The organism is Massilia sp. S19_KUP03_FR1, from assembly GCF_036688685.1.
Lineage (GTDB): Bacteria > Pseudomonadota > Gammaproteobacteria > Burkholderiales > Burkholderiaceae_D > JALYUM01.
Genome location: NZ_JAQQPS010000004.1, coordinates 171924 through 183708, shown reverse-complemented (window position 1 = coordinate 183708; position 11785 = coordinate 171924). Strand labels below are relative to the sequence as shown.

Here is an 11785-nt window from a genome sequence, read left to right as displayed (position 1 = left end):
GAAAATCATGCAACTTGCTTTCGCTTACCCCAAAAGCCGTTTCGAACCGGCGCTGCTGGTCGACCTGAATGCCAAGGCCGAGCGCGAGCGCCTGTCGCACTCGGCGCTGCTGGGTTTTTTCAAACTGGCCGCCGCCTGGAAACTGCGCGACGACGACGCCCGCGAACTGCTGGGCGGCTTGTCGTCGTCTTCCTGGTACGAATGGAAGAAGCAGCCCACGCGGGTGCTGGAGGTGGACCGCATCACGCGCATCTCCTACCTGCTCGGCATTTATAAGGCGCTGCACATCCTGTACGGCGACAAGCTGGCTGACGAATGGGTCATGCTGCCCAATTCGAACGCCATCTTCAATGGCCGCACGCCGCTGGCGCACATGCTTGGCGGCGGTCTGTTGGCCATGCAGAGCGTGCGCAAGCTGCTCGACGCGCGCCGCGGCGGGCTGTAAATGGGCGGCAGTGCAAAAGCGCCCAGGACTTTGCTGACCCCGCCGCTGACGCCACTGCGCCAGCTCGACACCGTGCGCCTGATCCCGTCCCGCTTCGCCGACCTGGAAGACTCGGTGCTGGCACCCCTGGCCGACAATGAGGCCATGCTGCGCGACCTGTTCGACCTCGACAATGCCACCAATGAACGCCTGCGCGGCGAATATGGCCTGTTGCCCGGCATCGGCGTCGATGAGCTGGTGTTCGGCGTGTCCAACTTCCGCATCATCAACGCCGCCTTTACCTACGCCCGCCCCGAGGGCAGCCGTTTTAACGACGGCGACCGGGGCGCGTGGTACTGCGCATTCGATGCGCCCACCGCGCTGGCCGAAATCGTGTTCCACAAAACCGTCGAGTACCAGGAAATCAATCGCTTCGACGACAGCGTCACGTACCAGTCGCTGCTGGCCGATTTCGGCGCAGCGTTCCACGACGTGCGCGGCGACGCCGCGTATCAAGCCTGCCTCGACCCGGCCAGCTATATCGCTTCGCAACAACTGGCCAATACGCTGCTCGACGCCGGCTCGATGGGGGTGATTTTCCCCAGCGTGCGCAAAGCCGGCGGCACCAACCTGGCCTGCTTCCGGCCGGCCCTGGTGGGCAATGTCCGCAAAGCGCATGCATATCGCTTAACATGGTCGGGCGCGCCCGAGCCGCTCGTCGAAACCCTTTAATTTTTTTCATCGCCATGCAAACCAATCCAGACAAAGACACCGAACTGCACGACAAGATCAACCGCGAAACGGCGCGCATCGCCTGGTCCGAACTGGTGCGCCATTTCGCGCAGGGCAACGTCATTTTCGTCAGCGCCGAGCTCGACCTGATCGACGTGGCAGTGCGTATTTCGCACGACGACAAGGCCAGCATCGCCAGCTGGATGGCGGCCGGCCTGGTGGCCAAGGCCAGCGACCTGCAGGCGCAGACCTGGACCGAATCGGAAGCCTTCCTGTGGAGTGCCGTCGTCCACCCGTTCGTGCTGGTGCAGCCAGAGAAAACGTCACTGCATTGAGCGCGACCAGGGTGCTCGTCATCTACGCCCACGCCGACCCGCAGCGCTCGCGCGTGAACCGCCAGCTGGCCGATGCCGCCCGCGCCACGCCGGGTGTGGTGGTGCACGACCTGTATGCGACCTACCCCGATTTCTATATCGATGTCGCGCGCGAACAGGCGCTGATCGCCGACGCCGACATGCTCGTCCTGCTGCACCCGATCCGCTGGTATGCCATGCCGTCGCTGCTGAAGGAATGGATCGACGTGGTGTTCGAGGCCGGCTGGGCCTACGGCGACGGCGCCACCGGTTTGAAGGACAAGGCCTGCCTGCTGGCCGTCAGCACCGGCGGCACGGCGGATTCCTACAGCGAGGAAGGCGTGCACGGCCACCCGTTTGCGGCGTTTTTGACGCCGCTTGCGCAGACCGCGCGCCTGTGCGGCATGCGCTGGCAAGACCCGCTGGTGCTGCACGGCGCCCACCACGCCAGCGAAGCGCAGCTTGCTGCGCACGTGCGCCTGTTCATTGAACGTCTGTCGAAAGAACCCAGCTGATGGAACACGGCCTGTTATCGAATGCCCTGATTTACCTGGCCGCCGCCGTGGTCGCGGTCCCGATCGCGAAACGCCTGGGTCTGGGCGCCGTGCTCGGCTACCTGCTGGCGGGAATCGCCATCGGCCCCTGGGGTCTTGGCCTGATCAGTGAAGTCGACGTGATCCTGCATTTCTCCGAGTTCGGCGTGGTGCTGCTGCTGTTCGTGATCGGCCTCGAACTGGAGCCGAAAAAACTGCTGGAACTGCGCCGCCCCATCTTCGGCTGGGGTTCGGCCCAGGTGCTGGGCGTGGCCGCGTTGCTGTGCGCGGTTGCCATCGGTTTCGGCGTCGAGTGGAAAGTGGCGCTGATCGCCTCGCTCGGCCTGTCGCTGTCGTCGACGGCGATTGCGCTGACCACGCTGGAAGAGCGCAACGTCATGTCCACCCCCACCGGCCAGGCCGGCTTTGCCATCCTGTTGTTCCAGGATATCGCCGCCATTCCGATGATCGCGCTGGTGCCCGTGCTGGGCATCGCGGTCCATGAAGGCAGCGGCCATGGCTGGCTGGGCGCGCTGAAAGTGGCCGCTGTGCTGGCCGCACTGGTGGTCGCCGGACGCTACCTGATCACACCGATCCTGCGCATCATCGCCAAGACCGAACTGCGCGAAATTTTTACCGCATTCGCGCTGCTGCTGGTGATCTCGATTGCGCTGTTGATGCAGTGGGTCGGCATGTCGATGGCGCTGGGCGCCTTCATGGCCGGCGTGCTGCTGGCCGACTCCGAATACCGGCACGCGCTGGAAACCGACATCGAGCCATTCAAGGGCCTGTTGCTGGGTTTATTCTTTATTGCGGTGGGCATGTCGGTCGACTTCGGCGTCTTCCTGGCCCAGCCGCTGCTGATCCTCGGCCTGGTAGCCGGCTTCCTGCTGATCAAGATCGGGGTGCTGTATTTTCTCGCAAAAGCGTTCGGCATCCCGCGCGAGCAGCAGGCGCTGTTCGCCTTCATCCTGTCGCAGGGCGGCGAATTCGCGTTCGTCGTGTTCGGTGCGGCCGCTACCGCCAGGGTGTATTCGGAGAATGTGGCGGCGATCCTGGTGGTTGTGGTGGCGTTGTCGATGATGGCAACGCCGCTCCTGCTGATCCTGCACGACCGCGTGATTGCACCGCGCTTCCGCAATCTGGGCCAGCGCCCGGCCGACGATATCGAGGCCAAAGACGGCCACGTGATCATCGCCGGCTTCGGCCGCTTCGGCCAGATCGTCGGGCGCCTGCTGCGCGCCAACCAGGTCAAGCTGACGGTGCTCGATCACGATCCCGACCAGATCGAAACGCTGCGTCGCTTTGGCTTCCAGGTGTTTTATGGTGACGCCACCCGCATCGACCTGCTGCATGCGGCCGGCGCCGCCAAGGCACGGGCGCTGGTGGTGGCCATCGATGACATCGAAGACAGCATCGCGCTGGTCGACGCCGTGCGCGAAGCCTATCCCGACCTGCCAATCCTGGCCCGCGCGCGCAACGTCACCCACCTGTTTCGCCTGCAGGACCGCGGCGTGACCATCATCGAGCGCGAAACGTTCGAGTCGGCGCTGATGCTGGGCCGGCGCGCGCTCGAGCAACTTGGTTACGGCCCATACCGCGCACGCCAGGCCACGTTGAAATTCCGCCAGCACAATCTGGCCAGCGTCGACGCCGTGTATCCTGTCTACCAGGACCAAGAGCAATACGAATCGATGGCCAAGCGTGCGCGGGAGGAACTGAACGAAATGTTCGCGCGCGACGTGAAGGCGGAGCAGGAAAAGGATGATCGCGGCTGGGATTAATGACGTTAAAACTGCTCCCATTCATCCGCACTGCCTTTGGTAACTTTCGGCTCCTGTCTTGCAACAGCGACTTGATTGGCGCTGACGCGAAGCGTGCTCGCCGGTGATTTTTTCACGCGTGCAACCGCAAGCGGCGTGGAACTGGCTTTCGTTACGGTGGCTTGACCAACTTTAAACACACTGACTATCCGGGACAATTCCGCTGCCTGCTCTTGCATTGCGCCCGCGGCGGCCGCCGATTCTTCAACCAGCGCAGCATTCTGCTGGGTAACTTCATCCATTTGCGAAATTGCCGAATTGATTTGCTCAATTCCGATGGTTTGTTCAATACTTGCCGAGGCGATTTCACTCACGATATCGGTCACGCGTGTAATGGACTGCACAATATCGGCCATCGTGACGCCTGCATCGTCTACCAGCTTGCCGCCGGCGTTGACCTTGCTGACGGAATCGTCGATCAGTCCCTTGATTTCTTTGGCGGCTGCCGCAGAACGATGTGCCAGGTTACGAACTTCTGTCGCAACGACCGCGAAGCCGCGACCCTGTTCGCCGGCGCGAGCCGCTTCTACCGCAGCGTTCAGCGCCAGGATATTGGTCTGAAATGCAATGCTGTCAATCACGCCGATAATATCGACAATTTTCCTGGACGATTCGTTAATCGACGCCATCGTCTCGACAACCTGTGCCACCACCACACCACCCTTTACAGCCACTTCCGAGGCCGACACAGCGAGCTGATTCGCCTGGCGTGCATTGTCTGCATTTTGCTTGACCGTACTGGTAATTTCTTCCATTGATGAGGCGGTTTCTTCCAGCGAACTGGCTTGCTCTTCCGTGCGGGAAGACAGGTCCAGATTTCCGGCCGCAATCTGGTTGGATGCAGTCGCAATCGTCTCAGTGCCACTCCTGACCCGACCCACTATTTCTGCCAGCTGGTCGCGCATTATCTTTATGGAAGACATTAAACTAGTCGTATCTCCCGCTTGAACCAGGATGTGATTATCCAGGTTTCCGCTTGCAATATCTTTAGCGACAGACATCGCATACGCTGGCTCGCCGCCCAGTTGTTTCAAAACGCTGCTGGTGATCGCGAAGCCGGCGGCAACTGCCATCAAAACGCCGAGAATGGAGATTGCGATGATTATCTTTCTGTCTCGCTCGTATTGCTTGTGAGCTTCGCCGGCGGTCACATTGCTTGTTTTTATTTCATAATCCCTGAAATCGGCGAGTGTATTTGTCCATTTATCCAACGCAGGACCGGTCTCATTCATCAATACGTCTGGCGCGCCCGGATCGTTCGCCAATCCCAGTTCGGCTGCCTTTTTAGTTAATGGCATGGCGGCATTTTTTGTTTCAGCAGATTTGACCAGGTATTTTTTTTCTTCTTGACTGGTATTCGGATCCCTCATAAATAGTTTATCGAGCTCATCTGCATATTTTTCGTATGCGATCAAACTATTGTCAAATATCTCCTTCTGAACCTTCATTCGTGGGGCATCGCTCAAAACAATAAGATTTCTCATGGCGGCTGACGCCTTTTGCGCCTCACCTAATGCTTGAGAAATAATGTTCGATTCCTGAGCATTGAAATCTACGGTAACCGTCAATGCATCATTCAAAGAGGCGAGCTTGGTTATACTCATAAACGATATAATCATCAGAATTAATAGTACAATGCCGAAGCCGAATGCAAGGCGTGTCCGGACATTAAATTCATCAAGCCGCATAATATAATTCCAGTTTTTTTAAATTTGACAGTTTCATAAGGCCTGGTGAAAATATGTATCCGGCTGAAACTGGTTTAATCAATGATGCGAAAGGCTGAACATTCATGAAATATTAAAATATTTGCATGCAAATCATTGGTTAATTAGCCTTGCTCATTGCCCATTTTATGACTTTCAAATCTGAATAAATCAGATTTTTCGTAGCTTACTATCCTACTGCAAATATTTCAACAGAAAATATTAAATGTGTTGTCATTTCCTCGGCCTCCTGAAAATAACAATATTTCACCGAAAAATAATTGTTGTTATTGGATTAAATGAAAGTTATGCAATACGACAATTACTTATTGTCACTTATCGCGAATCGATGCGTCCCTCACGAATGACGAAGGACGCCTTGCCTGAACAGGCGTAGCGGTGGCGCGCCGGCCAGACTAGCCTGGCGTGACAAGCTGGACATGCATACCCGATTGTTCGTGATTTGCCGAAAACAAACAGATAGACTGTGGTCATTGTTATGAAACCGATCTTATGCGCAACCGTATCCACTTGATTTTTCATGCCATCGCAGTTTTGCCCCTGATGCTTGCTTTGGAAGCCCATGCGCAAATCGATTTGACGGTACTCGACCGTGATATGGCTGGCCCACGCGCCCAGGTACTCGTGCTCGCCACGACGCATTTGAACCAGATGCCCAAGGACTTTAATCCTGCCGCCCTCGATCAGCTGCTGAACCGCCTGGCCGGCTGGAAACCCGACATCATCACCATCGAAACCGAACCCGGCGACGAGTGCGACCTGGCTGCGCGCCAGCCAGCCCGGTATGGCGCGAACTATTGCGCTTCTACCGCCGATGCCAAACTAACTACCGGGCTGGACATTCCGGATGCCATGGCCGCAGTAACAAACACCCTGAAAGCTTGGCCGGCCCAGCCGACGGCGGCACAGCGACGTCACCTGGCTGCGCTGTTTTTTGCGGCGGCGGAGCCAGCGTCCGCGTACACACAGTGGCTGCAACTCGGTGGCGCCGAGCGGCACAGCGGTGACGGCCTGAGCGAAGCGCTGGTACAAAAGCTTGCCGCGATCGCGACGACGAATAACGAAAATTATTTGATCGCGGCGCGGCTGGCGGCCTGGCTCGGCTTGCAACGTGTCCACCAGGTCGACAACCACACCGGCGACAACCTCGATATCTCTGACCGCAAGGCCTTCATGGTGCCACTCACAGCGGCATGGGCCGCAAGCGGTGCGGCGCTGAGCCAGCAAAACAAGCTCACCAACGAACTGGCAAAGCAAGCCGACTTGCTGCCGCTCTACCAATTCATCAACACGCCCGCTGCGCTATGGAATTTTGCGGAGGCGAATGTCAAAGGTCCGATGCAAAGCACCTCGGCGCAAGCGTACCCGCAGATGTGGGTCGCTGGCTGGGAAACCCGTAATTTGCGCATCGTCGCGAATATCCGCGAGACCTTCCGCGAGCGTCCCGGTGCACGCGTGCTGTCCATCATCGGCGCCTCGCACAAGCCATGGCTCGATAGCTGGCTGGGCATGCTGCAAGGCGTCGATGTGGTCGACGCGACACGCGTATTGCAATAACGGCGAAACGGTTCCTGACCGCTGTGCTGGCGCTGAGCGCAACCTACGCACTGCTGCCAAAGCAAAAAGCGCCAGGCGTGATCTTGACGCTCTCGAATGTGAGTGCCGTCACCATGCATTCGGCCACGGTACGCGTCACAGGCAACGCCTACGCAATCGGCGACCTCGCTCCCGGCGCCAGCAAATCGATCACCGTCCACCCGAGATCCGACTCGGATATTGAATTGGTGTTCGACCGTACACGCCGCCTGAAGATCGATTGTTACCTTGTGAGAGGAGACCGCGGCAAGATCGCTGCTGTGGTGACACCGGAGCGGGTCGCGGCAGTCAAGGATGAGACGATTCATTCATCGTATTGAACAGGCCGGCGTACATAAAACGTTTACTTCACATTTCAACCTTTGAAACCTGAAATGCTGCTCTGCACCATCGAAATACCCGTCTGAGCTCTTCCGAACGTAACGTGCGACCCTTATCATGCCCCTGCAATTACACCTCACAAGGGGAAATACAAATGATAAGCCAGAGCAATCCTCTGTCCTTGCACGTTCCGGAGCCAAGCGGCCGCCCGGGTTGTAGCACTGATTTTTCTTACCTGCACGTGGCCGCAGCCGGCACCGTCAGGCGTCCCGCTGTCGATGTTCTGGCCGCAGACACGGCTGACATTGCCAACACCCTCATCCGGGTGCTCGACGACGAGGGCAATGCCGTCGGCCCGTGGGCGCCTGAACCGGACCGCGAACTGTGGCGCTTCGGCCTGCGCAGCATGCTCAAGACCCGCATTTTCGACGCGCGCATGGTCATCGCCCAGCGCCAGAAGAAAACCTCGTTCTACATGACGAGTCTGGGCGAAGAGGCCGTCGGCACCGCCCATCGGCTGGCCTTGCGCGAAGGGGACATGAATTTCCCTACCTACCGCCAGCAAAGCCTGCTGATCGCCTACGAAGTGCCGCTGGTCGACATGATCTGCCAGTTATTTTCAAACGAGAAGGACCGCATGAAGGGCCGCCAGTTGCCGGTCATGTACTCGGTGCGCGATGCCGGATTTTTCACCATCAGCGGCAACCTGGCCACGCAGTTCGTGCAGGCGGTCGGCTGGGGCATGGCCTCGGCCATCAAGGGCGACACCCGCATCGCCTCCGGCTGGATCGGCGACGGCGCCACCGCCGAATCCGACTTCAATACCGCGCTCACCTTCGCCCACGTCTACCGTGCGCCAGTGATCCTGAACGTGGTCAATAACCAGTGGGCCATTTCGTCGTTCCAGGCGCTGGCCGGCGGCGAAAGCGTGACCTTTGCCGCACGCGGCGTCGGCAGCGGCATTGCCTCCCTGCGCGTCGACGGCAACGATTTCCTGGCCGTGTACGCCGCCTCGCAATGGGCGGCAGAACGGGCCCGCAGCAATCTCGGTCCAACCCTGATCGAATGGGTGACCTACCGCGCCGGCCCGCACTCCACCTCGGACGATCCGTCGCGCTACCGTCCGGCCGACGACTACAGCCATTTCCCGCTGGGCGACCCGATCGAACGCATGCGACGCCACCTGACCAAGCTGGGCTGGTGGTCCGATGACGAACATGAAGCCGTGAAAGGGGAACTCGAGGCGGAGGTGGTCGCTGCCCAGCGCGAAGCCGAACAGTACGGCACGCTGGCCGATGGCGCCGTGCCGGACGTGGCCGCCATGTTTGAGGACGTCTACAAAGACATGCCGGAGCACTTGCGCGTACAGCGTGCACAACTGGCAGCCGAGCAGTTGGCCCAGGCAGGAGAACAAGCATGAAGCGCGATGACAAACCCGACACCGGCACCGCCACCGTCCCGATGACCATGATCCAGGCGCTGCGCTCGGCCATGGACGTGATGCTGGAACGCGACAACAACGTCGTCATCTACGGCCAGGACGTGGGTTATTTTGGCGGCGTGTTCCGCTGCACCGACGGCCTGCAAGTGAAATATGGCAAATCGCGCGTGTTCGACGCGCCCATTTCCGAGGGCGGCATCGTCGGCACCGCGGTCGGCATGGCCGCCTATGGCCTGCGCCCCGTCGTTGAAATCCAGTTCGCCGATTATTTCTATCCGGCCAGCGACCAGATCGTCTCTGAAGCGGCGCGCCTGCGCTACCGCTCGGCCGGCGAATTTACCGCCAGCATGACCATCCGCATGCCTTGCGGCGGCGGCATCTACGGCGGCCAGACCCACAGCCAGAGCCCGGAAGCGATGTTCACCCAGGTGTGCGGCCTGCGCACCGTGATGCCATCGAATCCCTACGATGCCAAAGGCTTGCTGATCGCCTCGATCGAAAACGACGACCCTGTCATTTTCCTGGAGCCGAAGCGCCTCTACAACGGACCGTTCGACGGCCACCACGACCGCCCGGTCGTGGCCTGGGGCAAGCACCCGATGGGCGAAGTGCCCGAGGGTTACTATACCGTGCCACTCGACAAGGCCTCGGTGTTCCGGCCAGGTAACGACCTGACCATCATCACGTATGGCACCATGGTCTGGGTGTCCGACGCCGCCGCCCGCGAAACCGGCATCGATGCCGAAATCATCGACCTGCGTTCGATCTGGCCGCTCGACCTGGAAACGATCGTCAACTCGGTCAAAAAGACCGGGCGCTGCGTGATCGTCCACGAGGCGACCCGCACCAGCGGCTTCGGCGCCGAACTGGCCGCGCTGGTCCAGGAACACTGTTTCTATCAGCTGGAAGCGCCCATCGAGCGCGTCACCGGCTGGGACACGCCGTACCCGCACGCCCAGGAATGGGCATACTTTCCGGGCCCCGACCGCGTCGGCGCGGCCCTCAAACGCGCAATGGGAGTGGCGTAATGGGTATCCACATCATCAAAATGCCGGACCTCGGCGAAGGCATTGCCGAAGTCGAAGTGGTCGAATGGCGCGTCAAGCCAGGCGACACCGTGAAGGAAGACCAGGTGCTGGCCGACGTCATGACGGACAAGGCGACGGTCGAGATTCCGTCGCCGGTGAATGGCACGGTCATCGCACTCGGCGGGGAGATCGGCGAATCGCTGGCTGTCGGTGCCGAACTGATCCGACTCGAAGTGGCCGGTAGCGGCAATCAGAATGGCAAAACGGCGACGCCAGCGACGGCAACGGCAACGGCCGGCACCACCCTGCCCGGCTCGCCCGTCAGTACCGTCTGCGAACGTGCCGAGGAGCTGGAGGAAGCACCGGCACCGGTGGCCAAAGCGGCACCGGCACAGGCGCCGCTCTTGAAGGCGGCGCCGCCGCGCGCACGTGGTCTGGCCGCACCGGCCGTGCGCCAGCGCGCGCTGGAACTGGGCATCGCGCTGGAATTTTTGGAAGGCAGCGGTCCGGAAGGCCGCATCACGCACGCCGACCTCGACGCGCAACTGCTGCGCCGTGTGAAGGTGGCGCCGAGCGGGCCGAAGCCGTCCGATCCGACCGACGCCGAACGCACCATTGCCGTCACCGGGATGCGTCGTAAAATCGCGCAAAAAATGCAGGAGGCCAAGCGCCGCATCCCGCACTTCACGTATGTCGAAGAAGTCGACGTCACCGAACTGGAAGCGCTGCGCGCGCACTTGAATGGGCAGCACGGCAACCAGCGCGGCCGCATCACGCTGCTGCCGCTGCTGATGCGCGCCATTGTGCTGTCGCTGAAACAGTTCCCGCAGGCGAATGCGCGCTTTAACGACGAGTCCGGCATTGTGACGCAGTACGACGCGGTCCACATCGGCGTGGCAACGCAGACGGCGGCCGGGCTGATGGTGCCGGTGGTGCGCAACGCGCACAAGCACGATCTGTGGTCGAGCGCGCTCGAAGTGGCGCGACTGGCGGAGGCGGCGCGCGCCGGCAAGGCCGTGCGCGACGAGCTGAGCGGGTCCACCATCACCATCACCAGCCTCGGCGCACTGGGCGGTATCGTGACGACGCCGGTGATCAACCACCCCGAGGTGGCAATCATTGGCGTCAACAAGATGGTGGAGCGGCCGATGATCCGCGACGGCGCCATCGTGGCCAGAAAGATGATGAATCTATCGTCGTCGTTCGATCACCGCGTCATCGACGGGATGGTGGCGGCGCAGTTCGTCCAAACCATCCGTGCCTATCTGGAAACCCCAGCCACGCTGTTTATCGATTAAACCCGGGGCCGAAAGCGAAACGGCCCGCGCTGTCGCCAGCGCGGGCCGTTCAAGCAAATATGGCATCCAGAACAAACGAATGTTGCATTTTTGCATCGCTCAACAGCAAAAGATCATTGCATTTTTTTACTTGTTACGTGTTGGACTCTGGTTGTCAGGTAATGTCTTCGTGATTGGCGCTGGTTGATCATTGTCGCTCTGTCGATTTGGATGGGAGGCGGCGGCGATGCCTTCCATACCGGTTTGCAAAGCTTGCGGATCGGCATTGCCGGTGAAGCCGCGCGCGCCATCCTTGGCATCCGGCCCGCTGACCAACAGGTCATCGGTGCGGGCGATTTTGCCTTGCTGCTGGCGGGCAGGCGGAATGGCGCTGGTTGTGGTCTCGGTGGTCATGGTGCACTCCCTTGCTATGATGTATTTGGCATGAAATCCGTTGGTATGCAAATGTTAGCCACTTGTGCTGCGCCGAGTGTAGGCGCACCTTCCGCAACATTGTAGGAGCATCCCGT

The 11785-nt window shown here is 60.1% G+C and carries 12 protein-coding genes; 10 read left to right on the top strand and 2 right to left on the bottom strand.

Translation table 11 applies throughout. The annotated features are described in order from the left end of the window. Window positions 1-7: 7 nt before the first annotated feature. From V6M87_RS05900 to kefC, 5 genes are read left to right on the top strand one after another with little or no spacing between them, the layout of a single operon-like run. Window positions 8-445, top strand: coding sequence for an antitoxin Xre/MbcA/ParS toxin-binding domain-containing protein (locus V6M87_RS05900; protein ID WP_332848825.1), 438 nt, complete (start codon window positions 8-10; stop codon window positions 443-445). Continuing rightward, on the top strand, window positions 446-1156 hold the full coding sequence (locus V6M87_RS05895; RefSeq protein WP_332848824.1) for an RES family NAD+ phosphorylase: 711 nt from the start codon (window positions 446-448) through the stop codon (window positions 1154-1156). Between the two features lie 14 nt (window positions 1157-1170). Continuing rightward, window positions 1171-1491: a DUF2288 domain-containing protein gene (locus V6M87_RS05890; RefSeq protein WP_332848823.1), complete on the top strand. Its 321-nt coding sequence runs from the start codon at window positions 1171-1173 to the stop codon at window positions 1489-1491. Then, on the top strand, window positions 1488-2024 hold the full coding sequence (gene kefF / locus V6M87_RS05885; RefSeq protein WP_332848822.1) for a glutathione-regulated potassium-efflux system oxidoreductase KefF: 537 nt from the start codon (window positions 1488-1490) through the stop codon (window positions 2022-2024). The genes V6M87_RS05890 and kefF overlap by 4 nt, the downstream gene beginning before the upstream one ends. Then, a complete protein-coding gene (kefC, locus tag V6M87_RS05880) occupies window positions 2024-3826 on the top strand; it encodes a glutathione-regulated potassium-efflux system protein KefC (RefSeq protein ID WP_332848821.1) in 1803 nt (600 codons plus the stop codon). Before kefF ends, kefC begins: the two co-directional genes overlap by 1 nt. A 5-nt stretch (window positions 3827-3831) precedes the next feature. On the opposite strand, the gene V6M87_RS05875 is transcribed toward kefC, so the two are convergent. Next, window positions 3832-5553 (bottom strand): methyl-accepting chemotaxis protein, encoded by a 1722-nt coding sequence (locus V6M87_RS05875; RefSeq protein ID WP_332848820.1) that lies wholly within the window; start codon window positions 5551-5553, stop codon window positions 3832-3834. Between the two features lie 531 nt (window positions 5554-6084). Between V6M87_RS05875 and V6M87_RS05870 the strand changes: the two genes are divergently transcribed. The 5 genes from V6M87_RS05870 (at window position 6085) to V6M87_RS05850 (ending at window position 11276) form a co-directional block, all read left to right on the top strand. After that, entirely contained in the window at window positions 6085-7149 is a 1065-nt protein-coding gene (locus tag V6M87_RS05870) for a DUF5694 domain-containing protein (protein WP_332848819.1), read from the top strand. Window positions 7150-7172: 23 nt separating this feature from the next. Further along, the gene (locus tag V6M87_RS05865; RefSeq protein ID WP_332848818.1) at window positions 7173-7508 is read left to right on the top strand and encodes a hypothetical protein; all 336 of its coding nucleotides are present in this window, start codon (window positions 7173-7175) and stop codon (window positions 7506-7508) included. Window positions 7509-7666: 158 nt separating this feature from the next. After that, complete coding sequence (locus V6M87_RS05860; RefSeq protein WP_332875782.1) at window positions 7667-8929, top strand: 3-methyl-2-oxobutanoate dehydrogenase (2-methylpropanoyl-transferring) subunit alpha; 1263 nt, start codon at window positions 7667-7669, stop codon at window positions 8927-8929. Next, window positions 8926-9978 (top strand): alpha-ketoacid dehydrogenase subunit beta, encoded by a 1053-nt coding sequence (locus tag V6M87_RS05855; protein WP_332848817.1) that lies wholly within the window; start codon window positions 8926-8928, stop codon window positions 9976-9978. The genes V6M87_RS05860 and V6M87_RS05855 overlap by 4 nt, the downstream gene beginning before the upstream one ends. Next, window positions 9978-11276 carry a dihydrolipoamide acetyltransferase family protein gene (locus V6M87_RS05850; protein ID WP_332848816.1) on the top strand — a complete coding sequence of 433 codons (1299 nt, stop codon included), beginning with the start codon at window positions 9978-9980 and terminating at the stop codon, window positions 11274-11276. Before V6M87_RS05855 ends, V6M87_RS05850 begins: the two co-directional genes overlap by 1 nt. A gap of 126 nt (window positions 11277-11402) precedes the next feature. Here V6M87_RS05850 and V6M87_RS05845 read toward each other — a convergent pair whose 3' ends face one another. Continuing rightward, window positions 11403-11669 (bottom strand): hypothetical protein, encoded by a 267-nt coding sequence (locus V6M87_RS05845; RefSeq protein ID WP_332848815.1) that lies wholly within the window; start codon window positions 11667-11669, stop codon window positions 11403-11405. Window positions 11670-11785: the final 116 nt, after the last annotated feature.

Bases quoted from the DNA above. Each gene is read 5' to 3' on its own strand.
- V6M87_RS05900 (WP_332848825.1), top strand. From the start codon at position 8: ATGCAACTTGCTTTCGCTTACCCCAAAAGCCGTTTCGAACCGGCGCTG.
- V6M87_RS05895 (WP_332848824.1), top strand. From the start codon at position 446: ATGGGCGGCAGTGCAAAAGCGCCCAGGACTTTGCTGACCCCGCCGCTG.
- V6M87_RS05890 (WP_332848823.1), top strand. From the start codon at position 1,171: ATGCAAACCAATCCAGACAAAGACACCGAACTGCACGACAAGATCAAC.
- kefC (WP_332848821.1), top strand. From the start codon at position 2,024: ATGGAACACGGCCTGTTATCGAATGCCCTGATTTACCTGGCCGCCGCC.
- V6M87_RS05875 (WP_332848820.1), bottom strand. From the start codon at position 5,553: ATGCGGCTTGATGAATTTAATGTCCGGACACGCCTTGCATTCGGCTTC.
- V6M87_RS05870 (WP_332848819.1), top strand. From the start codon at position 6,085: ATGCGCAACCGTATCCACTTGATTTTTCATGCCATCGCAGTTTTGCCC.
- V6M87_RS05855 (WP_332848817.1), top strand. From the start codon at position 8,926: ATGAAGCGCGATGACAAACCCGACACCGGCACCGCCACCGTCCCGATG.
- V6M87_RS05850 (WP_332848816.1), top strand. From the start codon at position 9,978: ATGGGTATCCACATCATCAAAATGCCGGACCTCGGCGAAGGCATTGCC.
- V6M87_RS05845 (WP_332848815.1), bottom strand. From the start codon at position 11,669: ATGACCACCGAGACCACAACCAGCGCCATTCCGCCTGCCCGCCAGCAG.